Source organism: Cohnella sp. OV330 (genome assembly GCF_900112065.1).
GTDB lineage: Bacteria > Bacillota > Bacilli > Paenibacillales > Paenibacillaceae > Cohnella.
This window is the reverse complement of record NZ_FOKE01000002.1, coordinates 229,730-252,938: the sequence shown is the minus strand read 5'-3', so window position 1 is coordinate 252,938 and position 23,209 is coordinate 229,730. Positions and strand designations below refer to the sequence as shown.

Sequence of the window (23,209 nt, the reverse complement as noted above, 5' to 3'; positions counted from 1 at the left end):
TGCGTTGGTGATTCTAACGATTGGCGCAACATCGTGTTCCAAACATTCTAACTATTGAGACAAAGGGGAGTCGGATCTGATGTGGCAAAAGGCAACGGCGGCCGCGCTCGTATTGACGGCGTCGCTGACGATGGCAGGATGCGCGAGCAAGCAGGGCGATGTCGGCAATTCGAACATCAAGTCTCAGAGTATCAACGACCGGTTCGCCGACGACGGACGCAACGAAATGAACCGCATGAACGGCACGCAGCGCATGAACAACAACGTGGTCGGCCTTCACGGCAACAGCCATCTGGAGATGGACCAGAAGATCGCGGATAAGCTGGCGGCGCGATCCGACGTACAATCGGCTTACGTCGTCCGATCCGATCGGAACGCGTACGTCGCGATCATGTCCGAGGGCCACGGAGACCACGAGCTCACGAGCAAGCTGAAGGGCGAGATCGCCGACGAGGTCAAGGCGCAGTCGCCGGCCACGGACCACGTGTACGTGTCGTCGAATCCCGAGTGGGGCGACCGGATGCGCGGCTACGCGGAGCAAGTGAGGCAAGGGCATCCGATCCAAGGGCTCCTGACCGAATTCAACGCGATCGTGAACCGGATCTTCCCCACGGCCGAAGACGGCGATCGGACTGCCGGCAACGGGGGCATGACCGGCAACGGCGGTATGGCCGGCAACGAAGCAGGCAATGGAATCCGCGGCAACGGCATGCACGGCAATGGCGTGCATGGCAACGGCATCCAGGGCGGCGGCATCCACGGCAGCGGAATGACCGGCGGAGGCAATGGCGGCCCGGCCATCGGCATGAACGCCCGTCACCCGCATATGAACAACGTTTCCCGTCCGTAGCGTTCGGCCGCTGCCGAATACGCTTGAACAGCCTGTCGCGATGGATGCGGCAGGCTTTTTTCCAACCAAAAACCTTCTTTCCCTCCGCCTAAAGCGGTGAAAAGAAGGCCGGTCCGCGTCCGGATCGCTCCGGATCAGATTTTCAATTCCCCGAGCTTAATCAGCTCAACGACCGCTTGCGAACGACCCTTGACGTTCAGCTTTTGCATGACGTTTTTTTGTCAACCCATCTTACCGGGGGCGCTCGTTTTTATGCAAAGCGCAAAATTAACGCTCTACAGGAATCCTAACGGGGTCAGTTTAACGTAATAACATAGATTAACGTACGGAAAGAGTGGTTTATTGTTTTGGATATATATGGTTTAATGGGTGATGCTTAATAATATAGTTGGAGGACATTCTCTATATGGATCATGTGATTAAGTTGAAACAACAATGGAGGCTTGGCCGCCAAATTGGTGAGGGCGGTTTCGGACATGTATTTCTCGCCGAGAGCGAGACGGGAGTTCCAGCTGCTATTAAACTCATCCCTAAGCAGCCGGGAGCGCAACGTGAACTACTGTTTGAAGATCTAAGCGGTGTACGCAACATCATACCAATTATTGAAGCTGGCGAGCATAATAACGATTTGGTAATTGTGATGCCGCGAGCGGACAAGTCTCTTCGAGATCTACTTAAAGAAAAAGGGGCTTTGTCGATCCATGAAACTGTTGAGATTTTAACTGATATAGCAAATGCCCTATCTGATCTAAAGTTAAAGGTCGTTCATCGTGATCTCAAACCGGAAAATGTTTTACTTTTAGATGGCCATTGGTGTCTGTCCGATTTTGGTATAGCAAGATATGCCGAGGCTTCTACGTCGTCAGATACTCATAAGTACGCGTGGTCAAAACCCTATAATGCACCGGAGCGTTGGCGTTTTGAAAGGGCTACATCTTCGTCTGACGTCTACTCATTTGGGGTGATGGCGTTCGAATTGATCACTGGGGAAAGGCCTTTTAACGGTCCGGATTTCCGTGAACAACATCTCAATCAGGAGCCACCGAAGATTACAGGACAGCCCCCATTGTTTACTTCTCTGGTAGCAGAATGTCTTATGAAGGCACCTCAAGTAAGACCAACAGCTGACAACCTGTTAAACCGACTTAAAAATATCATTCGCCCCTCGTCGTCTGGAGCTTCATTGCTACAAGCTGCCAACTTGGCTCAATCACAACAATTAGCTAATCAATCGGCCGCAATGTCTGCAGCACAGGATGAAGAGAAGAGGAATAAGGAAATTGTAGCTTCGGCAGGGAAAATTCTGTCCTTGTTTGTCGAGCAATTGTCTCAAGCTGTATATGAAAATGCCCCTAGTGCGACTATAAAGCAGCTACAAGATCTGCGTCTTTATAGTTGGACTGCTACTTTGGGATCAGCTAGCCTCGATGTAGGAGCTATACATGAGGTCAAAAAAAATCCATGGGGACCGCGTTATCCATCGAATATAAAGGTAATGGCACAATCTTCGATCAGTATTCGGATTCCAGCGGACAAGTACGGATACCAAGGTAGAGAACACTCTCTTTGGTTCTGTGATGCTCAGAAGGAAGGCGAATTTGGATGGTTCGAAACGGCTTTTATGTACAATCCTGTGATCGGTAAGAAAGGTCATCGGGACCCATTTAGTCTTCCGCCTGGTGAGGAGTCTGGCAAAGCATTATCTCCGGTATTTGCAGAATATCAAGTTGCTTGGCCCTTCACTCGTCTCGAGCTTGGAAATGAGCAGGAATTTATGGATCGCTGGTTAACCTGGTTTGCACTTGCAATTCAGGGGCAATTAACATTCCCCACAACTATGCCGGAGAGGCCTTCCCAAGGTACTTGGCGGAAGTAACATAGTTAAAAGTCCGTTCAAAATTTAGGTAAGAAGAGTTTTGTATTTTTGTGTTTGAAAATACACTACATTCGTAATATATTTTGAAACACATATGATTAAAACCCTTGCTGTGCTTCATTTAACCGGCGAACTGAAGTTTACAAAATCAATTCTTATAGTGACTTGTTGAAGTATGTATGATGACAAGGTACTATGGGAATGGGAGTTGATGGCAGAATGGACAAAGGAAAAGTTCAAAATCCTTTAACAATAATCGCAATATTTGCAGGAATCGCTGAGGTTACTGGTACTACAGTTTTATTGGGTTTACCCATTGACGTACAGAAAACATTCGTTTGGTTCGTTATGGCTTTTCCCATAATGCTCATAGCAGCGTTTTTCCTCATACTTAATTTTAATTATAAAGTCCTTTATGCTCCTAGCGATTATAAAAATGAGCAGCTTTTCTATGAAATAATTATGCAAAACAAAAATATACAAAATGATATTTCTCAGGCAACTGAAATCATAAATGCTGCGAAAGGGAAAATAGTTGGATCACCAAAAGAAAGCGATGAAAAAACCATCACTGTTGTCGAAGATTTACTCGATGAGATTCAAGAAAAGTTATTCTCAGCAAAAGCAAAATCGATTGAAATTGAATTAACATCAGCAGTTGATTCAAACGATAAAATTGATTTGCGAGAAAGTGGTCGTCGATTTAGGGAATTGTTAGAGGATAATCCCAATGGAGTAACTTTTGAAGATGCGCTGGCGGCAACTAATTTAAATAAAAATAAGCTGAAGGAATTTCTATCAAGGATGGTTGCTCAAGATATGATTAAGTTTGAAAAAGACAAATATTTAAAAAATTAGACACCATCAAATGGTGTCTTTTTATTTTATCTGAGGCTTCGTATTAAAAACTCTCCATCTCCCAAGGATCAATCGACCGCACTTCCTTCTGCGGCCGCAAATTAACCCCGTCTTCCCATTCCTTCAATATCCGAGCTTGGGCATGCTGCGCTGCTTCCCAGTCGATATATCCTTTTTCCTTCAGTGACTTGAGCGATCGGAGCAGATCGGCCTCACGGCGCCCTGTCTTCCGCCAAAGAATCCACATGGACGGGAATCGCTTGTGCTTGAATACATAAGCGGCCAGGATGCGCAGCAATTTGCGTTCGAGATCAGGCAGCACGATCGAGCCTCCTATTTGCTGTTCAGCGGTATTTCTTCGATGAGAGACGCGCCTGTATTCTTTACCGATCCGACGCTCTTAGATACAGGGTAGCGCCGCATCTTGTCTGCATCGTAAGGCACGAGCAGCTCCTGCAGCTTTTCCGCATCGTCTTCTTCCGGATCGAGCCAGGCGTCAACGGCCTTCGGGGGCAGAATCACCGGCATGCGGTCGTGCACGTCCTCTACGAGCTCATTCGGCGTCGTGGTGATAATCGTACAGCTACGCAGAGGGCCGTCAGGACCGTCCCATTCGTCCCAGAGACCAGCAAAGCCGAATGGATCGCCGGACTTGAGCACAAAGCGATACGGCTGTTTTCCGCCTTCAACGGCCTGCCATTCATAAAAACCATCTGCAGGAATGATTGCCCGCCGACGCTTGATCAAACCTTTATATGCCGGCTTCGAGGCAACCGTCTCTGCGCGCGCATTGATCATCTTAAACCCGATCTTTTTATCCTTGGCCCAAAACGGGATGAGGCCCCAATGAAACTGAGCAAGCAGTCGTTCGCCGCCATCGTTTATAATGGCCGGCACCGAATGCGTGGGAGCGACGTTGTAGTTAGGAGTCAAGTGGATGTCGCCGACGCGGTCCAGCTCAAACATGGTCATGAGTTCCTCGATCGTCGTTTGTATCGTATAGCGTCCGCACATGGTGGTGATCAGCTCCTCTAGAAAACGTCCTAATTGTTCTTTACACGCATTTATGACCATTCGGTCGAACTTGAAGAGAAAGAGCAGTAGCCTCCGAGGCCGCTGCTCTTATTTCATGCCGTTCATGTCTCGAACCATTTCCCCTATGTACTGTCCGAGCTGAACGCTGATTTGCGCTTTGGCGACTTCTCGATAAATTCCAAAATTGGCCTCGTATCCCCGAACGTTGTAGCGAAGCATGAGAATGTTCTCCATTTCCTCTTCAGCCTGGCCGTGAACTTTAATGCCTCGGTCCTTGAATTCTTTCCTGAGCCGGGCTGCCTCTGAGCCCATTCTCGTGATTAAGACGTGCGCCGCCTCTGCAAATATTCTGTTCAGCAGGTTTCCTGATCGTTCAGCCTCTTCTAGCCCCCGTTCCGCCATGGTTATCATGAACGGCAGGAGCAAGTAATCTCGGATCATTTCCAGCTCATCGGCGCTTGCTCGGGTACCCATGTAATCCACCTCATCGCCTATTATATTGCGAACGAGTGTTCTTATACAATACTTACCTGCATCCTCCTAGAGCTGCCAATGCTAAAATCAGTATTACCAAAAAGAGAGGCGGCGCCCGTATCATGTTCCTTCCACCGATGCTACTTACGAAACGCGAAGATCCCTTCGATGATCCCCGTTACCTATTTGAGCCCAAGATCGACGGGCACCGCCTCCTGTTATCCGTCCTGAACGGCCGCCCTATTCTCCATACCAGGCACGAGACACTCTGCACGGCTCAATACCCTGAGCTCCATGACGTACCGCTCCTGGACGCCTCAGACGCGGTCCTTGACGGCGAGGTCGCGCGCGTGGATCCGGCAACGGGGGCCGTTGATTTTGAATCGCTCATGGAACGTTTCCAGCTAAAGCAAGCACGGAAGATTCACGAGGCTGCGGCGTCCTGGCCGGTTCACTACTTCGTGTTCGATATCCTCCGATATAAAGGCGAAGATTTGCGAGCCTGGCCGCTCGCAAGGCACAAGGAGCTGCTGCACGAGGTTCTGCGGCCGAATGCCTATTTCAGCAACGTGATGAGCGTAGAGGGCACAGGGAAAGCACTATTCGATGTAATCAAATCCCGGCAGCTCGAAGGGACTGTCGCGAAGCGGTCGAACAGCGTATATGTCGGCCGGCGGGATCCGCGGTGGATCAAAATTATCAACTACACCTATGCTGAGGTCGCGATCGCGGGCTATCGACGCGAGGAATTCGGATGGCTGGCGCATTACGAGGGGCGACCGGCAGGACTGATCGAGTTCGCTGTGCCTTCCGCCCATAAGAAAGCTTTTTACGGAGTCGCCAAACAGCTCGTTACGGGACAGGACAAAGACTTCGTTTACTTAGAGCCACTTCTGCGCGTGCAAGTCAGGTTTCGGAATTGGACCCGGCGGGGAATGTTACGGTCGCCGGAATTCGTCAAGTTCGTGGTTTAAAATTTTGTTTATCGTGAATTATTTTTCTATAAAAAATGCAAATTAAAAGCGGTGCATTAGACTTGTACAGTGTTATATTTATATCATCGAGAAATCGATAAGGGAGCAAGTCGCCGCCGAATATGTGCCGGATGAAACAGGCCGGACCTATAGCGCGTACCGATCTTCCTGCTCAGGGTTCGGGGATATCCCGGACGAAAATTGCTCACGTCCGCAATCGAAAGATAGAGAGCAATCATATCGTGCATCTGCACGGAATGGTCGGCAATATCAATGGCGGTTGAAATACGTGGGAGACATAGCAAAGAACCGTGCGATCCCGCCCGGTTCTTTTTGTTTTGTACGTGATGTCGAGTGGCGCGCGGTAACACACGAGAAAACACCGCCGGATGCTTTCCGAGCGGTGCAAATTTATTATAGCATATATTGGCTATTAATGGAAGGTGGGGTAAGATAGAAATAGGAGGTGAATAACAAATATGCCAAAGTCAAAGGCTGGTTTTTCCGCAGAAGAAATAAAAGCATTAATTAACGATGCACTAAGAAGTAAGAGTGAAGTCAATACCGAGGATCTGATCGATGCGTTTGCGGATGTTATTGCGAAAAACAATGCTTCGCTGGTCCAGTATATGAAGGAGAACGTATCAGATATTGTACAGAAAGACTTGAGCGATAAATTGCGAAGAAAAGGAATAGCGGGTTTGTAAGCACCTTCGGGTGCTTTTTTTATTGCATGCGGACGTAGCTCAACGGTAGAGTTCCGGCCTTCCACGCCGGCGATGATCGGGTTCGAATCCCGCCGTCCGCTCCATTCGTTAACCCTTTTTACGCCGGACCTCCCCAAGACGCCCATGACATGATCTGCATGCCGGGGCAAGAGCATGCAGGGGCGGACACTCCATCCTCGGGCGTTGATGCCAAGCGCCTATGAACAAGGTCTGGATCGGCAGCGCACGCGGCCAGCGTCAATAATGGCCGCACCTAGAACGAAGCCGCTGATTGGGCCAACCGGGAGGCAATCGCGCCAAGGCGGCGGCCTGATTAAGCCAATGCAGCTGAGCGCCGCTCGGCGGCTTCGTTGTGTGGTTCGAGAAACCTAAGCGAAAGGATGAAATTATGCCAACCACGGTGATTTACATTGGCCCGAATGCCGATGGGCTTGAATCGAACGCAGTTTTTACCGGCGGTTTGCCGGCGAGTTTGTCCGCTCTCCTTACGAAATATCCTGAGATCAATGTCTTGCTCGCGCCCCTGGACAACGTAAGCGCAGCACGTGTCGCAGTGAATACGCCGGGCACGCCCGAGTTTGAAGCATATCGGAAGCTGGGCGGGATCGTTGGAGGGGCCGCAGCGGCTCCTGTCGCTACGCCTGCAGTTGTAAAGGGCATCACCTTTCAGGACGCGACGACGTCCGCCAAGGACGGTACAGCCTACGTGCCGGCGAGCGACGCAGAGGTCGTCACGTTCTCGATCCGCGGCACGAGCTCGAGCAGGACGGTCGTCTTCGAGATATCCGACGATGGATCAAGTTTCTTGCCGCATACCGCGTTCAGCGTCAACGATCCGACCAAATACGGCACGCAGACGACCGGAGGCAACAATGCAACTCCCGAGCTGTGGCAGGCGATCGTGCCGAAGGGCTTCTTTTTCCGGGCTCGCGTCGCTGCGGTGTCTGGCGGCAATGTAACGATCAAGGGCGGATCCAGCACCGCGAAGGGCGGGCTCAGCGTGATCGGGGCGTCGTCGGGCGGCTCAGTGACGCCTATAGCACCCGCCGCGCCGACCGGGCTCGCAACGTCGGTCTCCGGCGGCCAGATGGTCGTTACGTGGTCCGCATCCTCCGGAGCGACGGGATACACCCTCAAACGGGGCACGACCGCGGGCGGACCTTACAATACGTCCGTATATACGGGGGCGAGCCTCACGTACACCGATACAAGCGCGGTTGCAGGGACGACATACTACTACGTTGTCACCGCCTCTAATTCGGCCGGCGAAAGCGCGGCTTCGTCACAGGCGAGCGGAATTGTGTCTTTACCTGTGCCGAGCGCCCCAACGGGTCTGGCTGTTGTTACGAGCAGCGGTCAGGCCGTCGCGAGCTGGTCCGCAGCCAGCGGCGCGACTTCCTACAAGCTGAAGCGAGGAACCGCAGCCGGCGGCCCGTATACGACGATCTACACCGGTCCCAACTTGACCTACACCGACGTGAACGCCGTAGCAGGCACCGCTTATTACTACATCGTGACCGCGAGCAACGCCAGCGGCGAGAGCGCGAACAGCACTGAAGTGAGCGCGACGGTAGCGGTGCCGGTCCCTGCGGCGCCTACGGGCGTTGCTGCGGCGACCGGAACGGGTCAGATGGTATTGTCGTGGATTGCGGTGTCGGGCGCCACGAGCTACAAGGTCAAGCGCGGCACGGCCGCCGGCGGTCCCTACGGATCTACCGTGTATACCGGCTCGAACACAACGTACACGGACACGACGGCGGTTATCGGTACTTCATACTATTACGTCGTCACTGCATCCAATGCGTCCGGCGAGGGAACCAACAGTTCCGAGGTTAACGGCACCCTCGAGCTCATGCCGGCGCAGAACTACGGCAGCAATATGTCGGTGATCGCCTCATTCGTCACAAAGGTCAAGACGGCCGGAAGCCAGCCGCGAATCTTGATGCTGGGCGACTCCATCACGCGCGGGCTCACGTCGTCCGACGAGACTCAAATGTCTTGGGCCGAGCAGCTGCGAAAGCTCATGCAGGCCAAGTACGGCAACGCTGGTGTTGGCTTTATCGCCGCGCGCGAAGGCAGCGAAAGTGTCGGGACGCCAGGTACCGCGTCCGGCGTCTACCAAGCAACGAAGCGGACGGAGCCAGTCAGCCGATCGACCGGGTCTTATTACGCTGCTCCGCTGTTCACCGGCGGATTCGCCGGCGAGTACGTGAAGCTAGGCGGAGGCTACGATGTCCGTTTCCGCGGAATCAATTGCAATAAATTCACGCTTCTGTACGTCGACCGCAACGCAGGAAACGGCGGAAAGGCGAGCGTTTGGGTAGACGGGACGGCGATCGCGACCAACGTCGGCGACAATACTGTGACCGAGGATACGGCGCGCTCTGTGACGTACACCGTGACGGCCGGCATGCATGACATTTACGTCGGCTGCACGTCCGGGAACTTTAACGTTGTCGGCATTACCGCAGAGTCGGCGACGAGCGGAATCCTCACGTACCGGACGGGGCGCGAATCTTGGAAGGCATTCGACTGGAATCGAAACCCAATGACGGCCGGCGCCGATGCCGGGAAGTCCATTATTCACGTCCACTGGGCGCAGCAGCAGATTGATCTTGCGATTATCGCGCTCGGTACGAACGATTACAAAGCCGATTCAACCGCAACCTTCAAGACCAATATGACTACGATCATCAACGACCTTAAGGCGCAGGGGGCGGCGGTTATTCTGTATGCGATGCACCAAGCCGGAGATTCCTGGATCGCGAACGCCTCGACGCTATGGCCGACCTATGTCACTGCCATGCAGGAATTGGCGACTGATCTCGGCTGCGGATTCATCAACGGATACACGGCATGGGGCAGCAGCTACACGTGGGGCCAAAACAACGGTCTTTACGGTATCAACCCGTCCGACTTCACCGGCGGCGCCGGCACCGATCCGGTTCACCCCAGCGACAAGGGACATCGTTACATCGCACAGACGATTTTCAAGTCGATTGACGCGGCGATCACGGCATGACGCAGTCTATTTATCTCGGGCCGCCTATTGACGGGCTTGCTCAAAATACGGTGTTCATTGGCGGCGTGCCGGTTAGTCTCGCCTGGATCCTCGACGCGAATCCGCTTGTTGAATACCTGATCGTCCCGATCGAGGCGACGGTCACGACGATGATTGCGATCGATACGGAGGGCACGCGCGAGCATGAAGCGTTCAGGCTGCTTAGCGGATATGTGCCAACCGACATGGACGGATCTGATCCCAACCCCGGGGGCGGCAACAACGGCGGGGGCAGCTCGGGCCCAGTTGGCGAAATCTCGATCGAGAAGATCACGACGCTTCCGGCGGCGACGCAGGTGCTTGCCGAATCTTCAAAAATCGTGAAGCTTGCCGGTTCGACGGACGTCACGCCTTCGCCCGATCGTCTGTACGTTTGCTCGATGCTCGGAGACGGTTCATACGGATGGATTATGCTCGGATAGGGGTGAGGAATTGGAATATAATGTTTTGCACTTTGGAGCAGATCCGGACGGCATCAATGACAGCACGAACGCATTCAAACAGGCGCTTTTGGCCTGCGACAATAAGCATAATCTCTATGTCCCTACAGGGCGATACATCATCAAGGATTCACTCGACGTGACCTGCCGAGTGCTTCGCGGCGATGCACCTTTCGTCGACAGTTCTTCGGGCGGCACGACGCTCTATTTCTCGCCGACCAGCCCGACCGATCTCATGCCTTGCCTTCGGGCCGGCAGCGGCATCATCCGTGACATTATGGTTTGGGGAGCGACGTCGTACAGCTTGCCGAACCTCGCGAACTGGATCGACAAGACGCTTTTTGACCAAGATCGCTATGAGATGTTCGTAGCCGGCCAGGTCGCCATCGGCGTCTATGGCGGCGCGACGCTGACGTTCGAGAACGTGCGGACGCGAAATATCAAGGTCGGGCTGCTGCTCAACAACAACGTCGGGCATGTTACTTCGCGGGATTGCACATGGAGCGGTCTGGCCGGCGTGTACGTCAAAACCAACAACTACGATTACACCTTCGAGCGCGGCAATATCAACGGGACGTTCTGCGGCATTCTGATCGGCACATCCGGTAACAGCGGCCTCGGCGGCGCGTTCTGGAACGTTCATGCGGGGTTCAGTCCGTACGGGATTTATCAGTGCATCGACGACGGCGGCGCACGCATTGATCCGGTCGGGCTCACCGGATCGCTTGATTTCCTCCAGTTCGAGGTTTGCGGCGAGGCGGCCATCAAACTGCTCAACAACGCTACTTCAAACGGGCTAGATATCAACGGATTCGGCTTCTCCTGGGCGTCGCATATCCAGAGCGGAGGCACGGGCTGGCTGTTTGCACTTCCTGACACATTGAAACCGTTGAACGAGAAGCAAAAGTATGCGGCCTACCTCGGGAAAATCGGGGCCAATGTGCGCATCGAATCGTACAGTGCTGCGCTGAAAAAATCCGGCGCGCCGGGTGCGATCGGGTCTGTGTATATTCACCAACTTGCAAATAGTGCAATTTTAAGCGGCGTGAACGTTTCGCAGGCAACGATCGCCAATCGCATCGATGAGGCGTATACGACCCTGGATCTCAAGACCGTATTAGACGAGCGGCAGCATCGTCGCAACAGCCCGCCTGGTCTCAATCTGCTCCAGAACGTGAACGACCCGGCGAACTGGAAGGTCAGCGGAACGGGCGCAACGATCGAGGTTGTCTCGGACTTGTCGACGCTGCCTGTGCCTTTGTCGCCGGCGATCAAGCAGACGGTCGGGGCGAGCCCAGTCGTTCTCAAGATCACGCCCAACGGCGTCGACAAGCCGAATCTTAAGATCAAGTTTCGGGGCACGAGCGGATCTCTCGATCAAGGGCCGGTACAGCTCGACACAGGCCGCGACGTCGCCTACAGCATTTTCATCCAAGGCGGCCTATCGAACAGCTCGTATTCGGCTCGTATATCGGGTGGCGCGAACGGCGACGAGTACCTGTATCCGTACGCGATCGGCGGTGCATTCAGCAGTTGGGTGCAGGCGGTCGGACGCGGCCAGCGAACAACGGACGGCCAGTACATTCAGTTCTACATCGCCGAGCTGCCTGCGACCGCGCCGACATACATCTGCGGGGCCATGGTCACATACGACGACGTCGCGCCATTCTCACCCGGAGACAAACACTATTTCGAGCAAGGCGTGCTGATCGGCAACGAGCTGCAGGCGGACAACTACGTCGGCCGAGTCAACGGATATGACGTCCCGGTCGTACGCTCGCCGCGGAACATCCCTTACAAGGTCGCGATCGATGACAGCGGCGCCCTCATATCGCCTCTCCCGTTCGCAGGCCTCGCCTACGATACGTTCGTAAGGGCAGATGCATCCTCGCTCGGCAGCGCGCCTGCAGGCGGATCCTGGACGGTTTCAGGGGCATGGGCGATCGTGAGCAACGAGGCGGCGAACACATCCGACGTGGACGGAAACGCCGCGACGCTCGCGCTGCCAGGCGTCGACTATGCGATCTCCTGCAAGGTTAAGGGGCAGCTGACCGGCGGTGTCCGGATGGCGAGCCTTACGTTCAGGCGCGTCAACGCCAGTAATCAATTCTGGCTGTCGATCGATGCGACGTCCATCAAGCTTAACCGGCGCGTCGCCAACACAGCAGCCACGCCACAGACGTACCTGTTCGCTTTCACAAACGATACGTACTACACGCTCAAGGTCATCTGCAAAGGCCGCCGTATTAGGGTGTACGTCAACAACATGATTGCAATCGACCACAGCGTCAGCGACACCGAACACGCAGCAACCGGCACCGGACAAAACGCCGGGCTGTATCTGCTTAAAAGCGGATCGCCGACAATCGCTGCGCGGTGGAGTAATTTTATCGTCGAACCAAATGCCTGACCATGAAAGGGTGTGCTTATGCCGATTATATACGTCGGTCCGAACATTGGCGGTTTGAATTCGAATGCAGTATTTTCCGGTGAAATCCCCTCCAGCCTTGCGCCGCTCTTAACCAAGTATCCGCAAATCGAATTGCTTCTCGTGCAGATCGAAGACGCTGCTGCAGCTTACATCGCAATCAGCACACCGGGCACTCCGGAGCACGAAGCCTATCGGTCGCTCGGCGGTAGCGCGCCAGGAAATGAGCAGCCTTCCACGACGCCTCCGCCGACAGTTGATCCGCTGAGCAAAGCTGTCCCGTCTCGGCAAAGGAGGACCAACGGCACCTACGTAAACGCGGCGGACGGATACAACGATGACGGGTCTTTAAACGTTCGGGTATTGAACGGGTCATCCGATACAGGGGTGATCGACGTCACGTTGCAAAATGATGTCAGCGCGATCGGGAATGGCACGCCATTTACGGCGACGGCGGGAAATGCGACGCTTCGCTTTACGATCCGCGGTACAAGCACGAGCCGGACGGTGCTATTTGAATTGGCTGACGAGAGCGGCGTCTATATTACCTGCACTGCTTTCGGCGTCACCGATCCGACCAAGATGGCATCACAATCTTCGGGCGGCAGCAATTCAGCCCCCGAAAGCTGGACGGTTGATGTACCTGCAGGCTGTTCGTTCCGGGCCAGGTCGACGGCCTTGGTTGGCGGGACGCTCGCAATTAAGGGCAAGGCGGTGATCAGGTAATGGATTATGGCAAAGCAGCACTCGCCGCCCTTGCCAGCATCCCGACAGGGTTAGAGTTTTCGGATTCTAACGTTGCGCGTTCAATCGCCGTAACGCTTGATCAAAGCCTAGTGAAGCAGGACTACCTCGGGGGATACATTGAGATTCAGCCGGATTCCTGGGACTCTACGCTCCCTTCGACGGACGCGACAACGAATGCGTGGGGCTTTCCGACTTCGTTGTCGCCGGCTGAACAGCAACGGGTTAAAGATTTTGCTTTTAACGGCAGAAGCATTATGTATATCCGGCTGCCGCTAGGGTTTGCTTACCGCGGCTATCGAAATATCGACGGCACGACCAGTTTGGCGAAAAACATCGGCGAACGCTTCGCGGGACAAAACGCTGCGTTGAAGGCATGGTTTGACCGGATATCGGTTAACGGCGGCGGCTTGGCCCCTGAATACTGGTGCCCTGCCCCATACTGGGTGACGAGCGGAACCTACAGCGGGGACAATCAGCTGCGGGCTGGAGGATCGTACCCGATGACCACTACGCTCGCAAGCATAAAGGCATCTGACGCAACGCAGTATAACGCTCAAATCACGGCTTTCACTGATGCTGTCGTAAACGACCTGGAGTATTTGCACCAAAACATCGCGCCCGTCCGGATGTTCGGACTGCAAAACGAGCCGAAGTACAGTCAAATGCTCTATGGCGCTTGCAAGTATGACGCGCAGACATACAATGACGTGCTCGAGGCATTGTATCCCAAAATCCAAGCGAGTGTTGCGCTGTCGACTTATAACGGACTGCCAAACACCGTCAAACTGCACGTCGCTTCGAGTGACGAGACATCCCCGTTCACCGGGATTGCGGCCACCTTTATCGCCAATCACGCGAATTGGATATGGGGATACTCGCACCACTCCATGCGTAAAGCCAGCGGCGAAGCCTACAGCGGTGGGGCAGAATGGTATAAGTCAGCAGAGTTCGCGACGATTAAAGGCAGCAAAACGAACGTGTTCATCAATGAGTACGAATATTTCTCCACCACGTTCGGCACAGACGATTTCCGCTGCTCGAACAACATGCTTCACCTGATCAACGAAGCCGTGTACGGCGGGGCGCAGGTCTTGCATCCGGTTATTCACATCTGTAAGCCTTTGGGTCAAACGTCCTCGGACACGAATACCAGTGGGTACAGCCTGTTTGCCGCAAACCTGAGTGGCAACTACGGTGTTCCCCCGTTTTCCGGCACTAACACATACGGCCTTAACAAAGGCGCGGTTAGTCCGAATACATGGGCGTACAATTCTTGGGCGATGTTCGGAGATAATCTTCCTGTAGGGGCATATCTCTTAGGTGACTACTCCAAAACGATTCAAAACGCTGGTTGGTGTGCGTACAAGTATGGCGGCAAGTTATATTTGTTTTTCGCAAACAATTCGGCGGAAGACGTGAGCATTTCCATCTCTTTCGGCGCCAGCAAGACCTTTAAAGGCAAGGCGTACAGCATGAAATATGTCGGGGATGCGATGAAGAACAAAATGGGAGACACGATTAAATTCGTGATCCCGGCGTACAGTGGTCAGTCTTGGATAGAGGCTACTCCTGCTCCTACGGTCATCCTTCCGAACACGACGCTTGTCTCTGATTCATTTAATCGAGCGAACAGCACGACCACAATCGGAAATGCGGACATCGGAGGAGCATGGAAAAAAGACATCGCGACTACCGTATTGGGGATTAACAGTAACAAAGCGTACCCGGTAACGGTAATCACGGACACGACGATATATTTTGACGTCGGTAATACTGATGTCATTGTATCCGCTGATGGCGTGTTTGCCGGATATCTGGCTCTCAGTCTTAGGGTTTTAGACGACGACAATCATCTTCGATTGCGCTTATCGTCCGCTGGTTTTGCGTTAGCGACGTACATTAACGCGACCACGACCATTGTCGTACAGGACACGTCAATAGTGCCTGTTAACAGCACGACTTACAACATCAAGGCCGTTATGAACGGTACGACAATCGACTGCTACCTTGACGGCATTCTCAAATTTACTGGTACAGTGACTTCGTTGACAACCAGAACCAGACATGGACTGTTCTTCAGCCATTCGTTTGTCCCGAACACGCGGTATGACAATTTCTTAATCAAGAGTAAATAACGTGCATTTATCGTCCTCTAATTAGTGGACGGTAATCGCCGGAAAGCCTTTATACACAAGGGATTCGCCGTTACATTTGTCGTCCTCCATTTAGTGGACGACCCGTCCTCCATTTAGTGGACGCTAATCGCGCAATCCATTGCGGCTGTAGGGTTTCTCTGCTTCACACATAGCGTCATTTTGACCCCCTGCAGAAAAATGCTCTCGTCCACTAATTAGAGGACCAAGAAAGAAAGGTTTTATCTTTTAAGTTACTTAAGAGCTTTAGAGTTACAAAGAATATTCCTCGCAACTTTTCAGTCGCTCAAAGGAGCGGCTATTTTTATGCGGAGAGAGGAGCGTGGGGGATATGAAAAGCGAGCAGAATATTCCACTGGTAGAGACTCCGACATTGAAGGCAATTGCGGATCTCCGTAACAGCATCATGGAGCTTTCAAAACGCGCAGGATTGTTCAAGTTGAGGCAGCGCTTCGAACGATAATGATTCGATAGGGAAAAGCGAAGCGACAGAGTCGAGCGATACGAATACCCTCGGAGGGTAGGGAAGGCCGAGAAACGATGATTTATCATTACGAGAAAACAGTAACTTAGGGGTGCTCGCATGTACGTCGAAGAAACGAAGTCCAGTGAAAATCAAAACCGTGTTGAAAAGGGGGATGAGGGCGAAGCAAAGGACGCTCGTCATGATCTTCTGGAGTCTGAGAGAGAAATACGCGCTGTCGTCGTCGGAGATTGATTCTGACGGCTTGGCGTTCTATGAATTATAGAATGTGGCCAAGGATTCTACAGCGTCCTAGAAAGGCAAATAGACGGCTCAAACGTCGTGCTTGGTTTTATAGGTCAAGGTCAAGACCATGGGCGGCGACGATTTTTCGTTGGCCAACATAAATAGAAATAACCCGCGTGTTAGGCCCACGGGTCTTGAACTCACTCTAAATAAATTATTTTTCTTGTTCTAACTTCTCAATTGCTTGCAACGTATCCGCAAGGTATTTGTTGAACTGACGGACTCTATAATCGTCGTTAGACTTTTGAAAGAATGCAATCCACTTTCGCAAGTCTTCCTCACGAGCTTTCAAAGTAGCGCATTTATCCGTCACAACATCACCTGTTAATATCACTGTAAGCACTCCAAAGTTTGGCTTTAAGCAAAATTACACGCATTGTATAAAATCCAAACACCTGTATGCAGCTTGCCGCGACTGGATTAGTCACGGCACGTTAAATACTTTCTTTAAAAGCTTCATGTTAACAAATACAATGCAGCAGGCAATCATATACGAGACAAGTGTCCAACCGGTATTCCAACCATCTTCATAGTCTACGTGGCCTAGGAGCATAAAGCAAAGTTCACAGAGTGTTAGCAAAATTGCAGTAAGGATTATGAACCCAGTGGCTTTTAGCTTGGGATATACGAATTGATACATCAAAGAAACCACCACGGGATAAAGGCCTAAGCTGTAAGGCAGCGTTGCGATAGACTCAAGTTTTGAGGGCACTAACGACCACCATTTCATTGCTACACCAATATCATTGAAGAGTAGCCCAAGATAAGCACTGATTGGAAAACTCAAGAGCATTACTCTACTGGCCTTTTTAATAAAGAACAGTCCGATCACCCACGGTAGAACAAAGCCAACTAGAATGTGAAATAGCACCGTATCACCTCGAATACAGTATTGTCGAAATCAGTAGTACAGATACGCTCGCGGGTCCTTCTGACGACCTTTTCGACATGCGGGTGCGCGTGAGCCCGAAATACCCCCAGTTTTTATTTTCAGAAAATCGTTCCGCTTCCCGCCCCGCGGGCTTCATTTGGGGCGGTTTTTGTTTTTCGCTTCGAATAAAGCGATAAAGAACACTTATTGCTTCAGCTGATAAAAATTCGGAAGTCGAGGTGGTAGCAGTGGCGAAAAGCAAAGCGGTAGCGGCGCCGCTGCACGAAACGGAGATTCAGTCGCAAGAATTGGCCGCGATCGTCGGCAAATCTACCCGATGGATACGGCAGCTCACAACCGAAGGCGTCCTCAAACAGTCCAGCCGGGGTAAATACATCCTCGGCGAAGCGCTGCAGGCGTACATTGAGCATGCCGCGGGCGGGAAAGAGGACAGCAAGCGCCCTCGTTTTATCGACGAAAAGACGGAACACGAGCGGATCAAGAAAGAAATGGCGCAGCTAGAACTCGAAGAGAAGCGCAAAAATCTGCACACAACGGCGGATGTCCTGGACGCTTGGGGCGCATTAATGATCAATTTTCGGGAGCGCGTGATCGGTTTGCCGCCAAAAATGTCCGGCCAACTCTCATACTTGACCGATGAGAAAGAAATCCGGCGCTTACTGGAGGAGCGGCTTAACGACGCTCTCTTCCAACTCGCGAAGTACGATCCGCTTGCGAGTGATAGCGGATGAATGATCAGCGTAGAGGGACATTCCAGCTCCTCAAGGACACGGTGTACCTCGTCGCGCCGCCCGCGCCGATCACGCTGGCCGACTGGGCCGACGAGAACCGTGTTTTGTCTCCGGAAGCGTCGGCGGAACCTGGACCATGGCGGACCGACCGGACGCCATATTCAAGAGGGCCTATGGAAGCCATCTCCGACAAGAACGTCGAGTCGGTTGTGCTGATGTGGGGCGCGCAGCTCGGCAAGACGGACATCCAGCTCAATGCGATCGGATTCTACACCGGGCACGACCCGGCCCCGATCATGGTTGTGCAACCGGATCTAGTCGTCGCAAAGGATTTCTCAAACGACCGCCTGACGCCGATGTATCGGGATTCCCCGCAGCTGAGCAAGCTCGTGGTCAAAGATAAAAGCCGGGACAGCCGGAACACGATTTATTACAAATCGTTCCCGGGCGGACGGATCAACATCGCGGGTGCCAACTCCCCCGCCTCGCTGGCGTCGAAACCGATTCGCGTCGTTATCGGCGACGAAGTCGACAGGTTTCCGAAGTCGGCCGGCAAGGAAGGCGATCCCGTTTCGCTCGCGACCGCCCGGACCAAGACGTTCTATAACAAAAAACTGATCTGGGTATCGACGCCAACGTTGAAGGGCAACTCGAAAATCGAAGAGCTGTACGAAGACAGCACCCAAGAAAAAATGCACCTTCCGTGTCCTTCATGCGAGGAACTGCAAACGCTCGAATGGGCACAGATCAAATTCAAATACGACGAGGCGACAAGGTCCTGCACCGAAGTTCATCACGCGTGCAAATATTGCGGCGCGCTCCACGAGGAGCACGAATGGAAGAAGGATTATGCGAATCGTCTGGTCTGGATCGCGGACAAGAAGCATGCGACGACTCGCGGATTCCACCTGAACAGCTTGGCCGCGACGATCAATTACACCTGGAAGAAAGCTGTCGAAGAGTTCAAGGCCGCAAAGCGTGCCGGCCGCGAGAAGCTGAAGACCTTCTTCAATACCGTGCTCGCGATGTCGTGGGAAGAAGAAGGCGAAAAGCTCGACGAGGACATGCTCATGAACCGGCGCGAATATTATGCGGCGGATGTGCCGGAGGGCGTTAAGTTTCTGACGGCTGCCGTCGACACGCAGGACAACCGCTTTGAAGTCGAAGTCATGGGCTGGGGCACCGGGCACGAGAGCTGGCGAATCGAATATCACGTCATTTACGGCGATTTGAAGCAGCCCCGCGTTTGGGCCGACTTGGACGAGTACCTTCAGCGGACCTGGTCGGATATTCACGATCGAAAGTTCCGGATCGCTTGTACTTGCATGGACAGCGGCGGTCACTTCACCGGTGAGGTCTATCAGTTCTGCAAGGCTCGTCTCGCTCGTCGTCTCTTTGCGATCAAGGGCGAGAGCCCGGGCGACGGTACGCACGTTCCGCTGATCGCTGGGGTTTCCACGAACAACAGGTTCAAAGCAACCGTGATTCGGCTTGGCGTCGACGAAGGCAAATCGAAAGTCTGGAGCGCCCTAAAGCAGCCACTCGTCGATGAGGACGGGAACAAGCTTGAGGGCTATTGCCATTTCCCATTGTCTACGCCGCAACGAAATCGAGGTTTTGAACGGCAATATTTCGAAGGACTGACGGCAGAAACGCTTCAGACTCGGTACAAAGAAGGTATTCCATATCAGGTTTGGGTAAAAGTTCGGCCGCGAAATGAGCCGCTCGACCTCGCGGTCTACAACCGGGCGGCGATCGAGATCCTGCGGCCAAACCTCGACGCGGAGCTGCCGCCGCTGCCCGATCCGGCGCAGCCGCGGCCGCCGGCGCCGCAGCGAGCAAAACGGCGCGGGACCGAAAGCAGCATCTAGCCTATGAGAGGAGGTGAAAAGGAAAATGCCGCTTTACACATACGAACAAGCGAAAAATCACCTTGATGCCTGGCTTGCTGCAGACCTGGCGATCTCAACCGGCCAGAGTTACACGATCGCGAACCGCACGCTGACGCGCGCCAACATCAAGGACGTTCATGCGATGATCAAATACTGGCAAGCTCATCTCAAAGCCGCAATCCGCGCGGAAAATGGTCAGCGGGCGCCGAGCCGGATCCGCCGGTATGTTCCGGTTGACGAATGAGCTGGGTAGACAACATCGTCAAAGCGGTCGCCCCTGGTGTCGCTGTTAAGCGGGAGCGAGCGCGGACCGAGATTGCTCGGCAGCAGGCGATGCAGCAGGTATTTAACCAGGGATACGGCGACCACGGGGCGAGTCGTAAACGGAAATCGCTGAAAGAATGGACACCCGGCGCCGGCGACGCGGAGAGCGACATACACATGAATCTCGAAGAGCTCCGCCCGCGGGCGCGTGATTTATACATGGGCGGCGCGCTTCCAAACGGCGCCTTGAAGACGATGCGAACAAACATAATCGGCACGGGGCTGCAGCTCAAACCAGCCTTTGATGCTGATTTTTTACGACTTTCAGATACACAGGCTGCCGATCTTAAACGGCAAATCATGCGCGAATGGGCACTATGGGCGGAATCAAAGGATTGCGACGCGGCCGGGCTGCACAACTTCGTTGAGCTGCAGCAATTGGCTTTTTTGTCGTGGCTGATGAGCGGCGACGTTTTCGTTCTGCTGCCCCTGCTTCGGCGCAATCATGCCATTTACGACCTCCGTGTTCGATTGATCGAGGCCGACCGTTGCAACTCGCCGATCGCGAAGGACCTGGCGGCCCCCAACAAGATAAGCAGCGGCGTGGAGGTGGACGCTGACGGGATGGTTGTCGCCTACTGGTTTTCGGATGAGCATCCAGGTGCGTTCGATGCACTGTCGGTGAAGTCAAAGCGCGTCGCTGTTTACGGTCAAGAGAGCGGCCGTCGCAACGTCCTGCATCTCATGGAAGCCGAGCGGCCGGAGCAACGGCGCGGTGTGCCAATCCTCTCCCCCGTCATCGAGGCACTCAAGCAGCTTGAGCGGTACACCGAAGCCGAGCTTATGGCTGCGGTCATCTCCGGCATGTTTACGGTCTTTATCGAGAAGGAAGGCGCGCAGGACGGCGCCGACGAATTTGGACTTCCAACAATCGAGGTCGATAATCCGTATGGCGAGCCGCTGCCGCCGGCTCCGGACGCTCCTTCCGATCTCCGCCTTGGAAACGGCGCCGTTCAATTCCTGGAGCCAGGGGAAAAGGCAACGATTGCGAATCCCGGTCGCCCAAATGAAAAATTCGATCCGTTCGTAACGGCTATCCTCCGGCAGGTCGGCGCGTCACTTGAAATCCCGTATGAGTTGCTTCTAAAGCACTTCACGGCCAGTTATTCGGCGAGTCGCGCCGCGTTGCTCGAAGCCTGGAAGATGTTCCGCATGCGGCGAGCGTGGATGTCTACGGACTTTTGCCAACCGATCTATGAGGAATGGTTCGCGGACGCCGTCATCAAAGGCCGGATCTCGGCGCCGGGTATCTTCGACGACCCCGTGATTTTCAAGGCTTACACCAAAGCAGATTGGCACGGGCCTTCCCAAGGCCAGCTCGATCCGGTCAAGGAAGTTAACGCGGCGAAGATCCGGATTGAAGAAGGGCTCTCCACTCGCGAGAAAGAGACGGCGGAACTCGGTGGAGATTTCGAGGAGAATCACGCGCAGCGCGTTCGCGAAGAGCAGAAGCGCCGCGAAGGTGGACTAACGGGAGGAGGTGAAAAACAAAGTGGCCCGCAAGAAGACAAAGAAGATCAAGATTAACGGGACGATTACAAGCGACAGCAACGCAGCGATTTATAGATGGTTTGGGATTTCTGCAGCGAGCCCCCAAATGCTTTCCGATGCTCTCGAGGAAGCTGCTGGCGATCCGGTCGAAATCTATATTAATTCGCCGGGCGGGGCGGTGTCTGCTGGCTCTGAAATGTATACCTTGATCAAGGAATACGAGGGCGAGACCACTGCAAAAATCACCGGATTCGCAGCGAGCGCAGCTTCATTGCCTGCCATTGCAGCCGATAAGACGCTCATTGGTCCGACTGCGCAATTGATGATTCATAACTCCTGGGTCTACAGCGAAGGGGATCGAAATGCTCATAATCACCAAGCTGGCGTTCTGCTGTCCATTGACAAAGGGATTGCTGCTGCATACTCGGCAAAAACGGGAAAAACAGCAGAAGAATTGATGTCTCTCATGGACACTGAAACGTGGATGGATGCAAAAAAGGCAGTGGAACTGGGCTTTGCGGACGAAGTTATGTTCGAAACCACCGAAGCCGAAGGTGCTAGGAATAGTGCGGAAAAGTTTACGGAATTGCCGCAGGCAGTTATTGATAAGGTTCGCGCGGAGTTGGCGAAGAGCGGCAGTTTTGCCGAACCAGTCAATTTCACGCTTGTCGAAGCCCCAACAGCACAAGCGCCCCAGGGCGCACAAGGAGATGACCAAGTGAAGACTTTGGAAGAACTGAAAGCATCGCACCCGGATCTATATGCAGCAGCAGTCAAGGACGGTATCGCCGCTGAACGTGCGCGCATCAACGATCTGAATGCACTGGCCGGCGCGCCCGGCGCAGCTGATGTCGTGAAAGCAGCAATCGAAGATGGCCGCACTGCATCGCAAGTCGCGATCGACATCGTGAAGGCATCCGCTGAACGCATCACCACCGAAGGACAACGCCGCGCCGCCGACGCGCAAGCGAGCGGAGCGCACGCTGTGCCGCCTGCCGAACCGCCTGCAGCTCCGTCGCCGGAAGCGGCATCGGACGCTGAAGCTGCGGCTATTCTCGCCGAGATGGACAAACAGAAGGGAGCGAAACGCTAATGGCTGCTTACACGGTAGATGGATATGACAAATTGATCGCTGGCATGGTTGAGCCGATTGTAACGCAATCGGTCATCATCAACAGCGGAGCTGCAGCGGTAATGGAACGCGGCACGGTGCTTTCTCGGACGGGATTCGCCGCGGATGGTACTTGGCAGTGCGCGATCGTCAATTCCGCAGCAACTCCGGCTGCTGAAAAGGTGCCGGTCGCAATCCTAGCCGATGTCGAGGTCGATGCCCGTACGGCTGCTGTTCGCGCAACGGCATATGTGTCGGGGGAGTTCAACCGCGCTGCGCTGAAGTTCGGCGGCACGGATACGATCGCAACGCACGAAGCCGCGCTGAACAACGGCAAGATTTTCACCAAACGAGTAGTAGGATAAGGGGGATAAC

Annotated in this window: 20 protein-coding genes, 1 tRNA gene and 1 pseudogene; 17 read left to right on the top strand and 5 right to left on the bottom strand. The window is 53.7% G+C overall.

The genetic code is table 11. The features are described from left to right. Positions 1-79: 79 nt before the first annotated feature. Positions 80-850 (top strand): YhcN/YlaJ family sporulation lipoprotein, encoded by a 771-nt coding sequence (locus tag BM235_RS05075; RefSeq protein ID WP_090110118.1) that lies wholly within the window; start codon positions 80-82, stop codon positions 848-850. A 134-nt stretch (positions 851-984) separates the two neighbouring features. Here BM235_RS05075 and BM235_RS32450 read toward each other — a convergent pair. Then, positions 985-1,065, bottom strand: a pseudogene (locus tag BM235_RS32450) (DNA-binding response regulator); the annotation flags it as partial. 191 nt (positions 1,066-1,256) lie between these two features. Between BM235_RS32450 and BM235_RS05065 the strand changes: the two are divergent. Together BM235_RS05065 and BM235_RS31940 are read left to right on the top strand one after the other, a co-directional pair. After that, on the top strand, positions 1,257-2,726 hold the full coding sequence (locus BM235_RS05065; protein WP_090110116.1) for a serine/threonine-protein kinase: 1,470 nt from the start codon (positions 1,257-1,259) through the stop codon (positions 2,724-2,726). 219 nt (positions 2,727-2,945) lie between these two features. Continuing rightward, entirely contained in the window at positions 2,946-3,584 is a 639-nt protein-coding gene (locus BM235_RS31940) for a hypothetical protein (RefSeq protein WP_177244192.1), read from the top strand. A 43-nt stretch (positions 3,585-3,627) separates the two neighbouring features. Here BM235_RS31940 and BM235_RS05055 read toward each other — a convergent pair whose 3' ends face one another. The 3 genes from BM235_RS05055 to BM235_RS05045 form a co-directional block, all read right to left on the bottom strand. Further along, on the bottom strand, positions 3,628-3,906 hold the full coding sequence (locus tag BM235_RS05055) for a transcriptional repressor LexA (RefSeq protein WP_090110114.1): 279 nt from the start codon (positions 3,904-3,906) through the stop codon (positions 3,628-3,630). An 11-nt stretch (positions 3,907-3,917) separates the two neighbouring features. Then, entirely contained in the window at positions 3,918-4,598 is a 681-nt protein-coding gene (locus tag BM235_RS05050) for an SOS response-associated peptidase (protein ID WP_090110112.1), read from the bottom strand. A gap of 108 nt (positions 4,599-4,706) precedes the next feature. Further along, positions 4,707-5,093 (bottom strand): YhjD family protein, encoded by a 387-nt coding sequence (locus BM235_RS05045; RefSeq protein ID WP_090110110.1) that lies wholly within the window; start codon positions 5,091-5,093, stop codon positions 4,707-4,709. 122 nt (positions 5,094-5,215) lie between these two features. Here BM235_RS05045 and BM235_RS05040 point away from each other — a divergent pair, with 122 nt between their 5' ends. The 8 genes from BM235_RS05040 (at position 5,216) to BM235_RS05005 (ending at position 15,606) form a co-directional block, all read left to right on the top strand. Then, positions 5,216-6,067: an ATP-dependent DNA ligase gene (locus tag BM235_RS05040; RefSeq protein ID WP_090110108.1), complete on the top strand. Its 852-nt coding sequence runs from the start codon at positions 5,216-5,218 to the stop codon at positions 6,065-6,067. Between the two features lie 479 nt (positions 6,068-6,546). Further along, positions 6,547-6,774: a hypothetical protein gene (locus BM235_RS05035; RefSeq protein ID WP_090110106.1), complete on the top strand. Its 228-nt coding sequence runs from the start codon at positions 6,547-6,549 to the stop codon at positions 6,772-6,774. Between the two features lie 28 nt (positions 6,775-6,802). Continuing rightward, positions 6,803-6,878: transfer RNA gene (locus tag BM235_RS05030), tRNA-Gly, on the top strand. 428 nt (positions 6,879-7,306) lie between these two features. Further along, entirely contained in the window at positions 7,307-9,817 is a 2,511-nt protein-coding gene (locus BM235_RS05025; protein WP_158543911.1) for a GDSL-type esterase/lipase family protein, read from the top strand. Continuing rightward, a complete protein-coding gene (locus BM235_RS05020; protein WP_090110101.1) occupies positions 9,814-10,278 on the top strand; it encodes a hypothetical protein in 465 nt (154 codons plus the stop codon). Before BM235_RS05025 ends, BM235_RS05020 begins: the two co-directional genes overlap by 4 nt. Continuing rightward, complete coding sequence (locus BM235_RS05015) at positions 10,184-12,706, top strand: glycosyl hydrolase family 28-related protein (protein WP_090110099.1); 2,523 nt, start codon at positions 10,184-10,186, stop codon at positions 12,704-12,706. The genes BM235_RS05020 and BM235_RS05015 overlap by 95 nt, the downstream gene beginning before the upstream one ends. Before the next feature lie 18 nt (positions 12,707-12,724). Next, positions 12,725-13,450, top strand: coding sequence for a hypothetical protein (locus tag BM235_RS05010; RefSeq protein ID WP_090110097.1), 726 nt, complete (start codon positions 12,725-12,727; stop codon positions 13,448-13,450). After that, positions 13,450-15,606, top strand: a complete 2,157-nt coding sequence (locus BM235_RS05005) for a hypothetical protein (RefSeq protein WP_090110095.1) — start codon at positions 13,450-13,452, stop codon at positions 15,604-15,606. The genes BM235_RS05010 and BM235_RS05005 overlap by 1 nt, the downstream gene beginning before the upstream one ends. A 1,211-nt stretch (positions 15,607-16,817) precedes the next feature. Here BM235_RS05005 and BM235_RS32890 read toward each other — a convergent pair. Next, complete coding sequence (locus tag BM235_RS32890) at positions 16,818-17,225, bottom strand: CBO0543 family protein (RefSeq protein ID WP_369803481.1); 408 nt, start codon at positions 17,223-17,225, stop codon at positions 16,818-16,820. A 287-nt stretch (positions 17,226-17,512) separates the two neighbouring features. Here BM235_RS32890 and BM235_RS04990 point away from each other — a divergent pair, with 287 nt between their 5' ends. Genes BM235_RS04990 through BM235_RS04965 form a run of 6 tightly spaced genes read left to right on the top strand, consistent with a single transcriptional unit; the run spans position 17,513 to position 23,199 of the window. Next, positions 17,513-18,016 carry a hypothetical protein gene (locus tag BM235_RS04990; RefSeq protein WP_090110088.1) on the top strand — a complete coding sequence of 168 codons (504 nt, stop codon included), beginning with the start codon at positions 17,513-17,515 and terminating at the stop codon, positions 18,014-18,016. Then, positions 18,013-19,887, top strand: a complete 1,875-nt coding sequence (locus BM235_RS04985; protein ID WP_090110086.1) for a phage terminase large subunit family protein — start codon at positions 18,013-18,015, stop codon at positions 19,885-19,887. The genes BM235_RS04990 and BM235_RS04985 overlap by 4 nt, the downstream gene beginning before the upstream one ends. A gap of 25 nt (positions 19,888-19,912) precedes the next feature. Continuing rightward, a complete protein-coding gene (locus BM235_RS04980; protein ID WP_090110084.1) occupies positions 19,913-20,152 on the top strand; it encodes a DUF6148 family protein in 240 nt (79 codons plus the stop codon). After that, on the top strand, positions 20,149-21,759 hold the full coding sequence (locus BM235_RS04975; RefSeq protein WP_090110082.1) for a phage portal protein: 1,611 nt from the start codon (positions 20,149-20,151) through the stop codon (positions 21,757-21,759). The genes BM235_RS04980 and BM235_RS04975 overlap by 4 nt, the downstream gene beginning before the upstream one ends. Continuing rightward, positions 21,725-22,816, top strand: coding sequence for a head maturation protease, ClpP-related (locus BM235_RS04970; RefSeq protein ID WP_090110080.1), 1,092 nt, complete (start codon positions 21,725-21,727; stop codon positions 22,814-22,816). Before BM235_RS04975 ends, BM235_RS04970 begins: the two co-directional genes overlap by 35 nt. Continuing rightward, entirely contained in the window at positions 22,816-23,199 is a 384-nt protein-coding gene (locus tag BM235_RS04965) for a head decoration protein (protein WP_090110078.1), read from the top strand. Before BM235_RS04970 ends, BM235_RS04965 begins: the two co-directional genes overlap by 1 nt. Positions 23,200-23,209 lie beyond the last annotated feature (10 nt).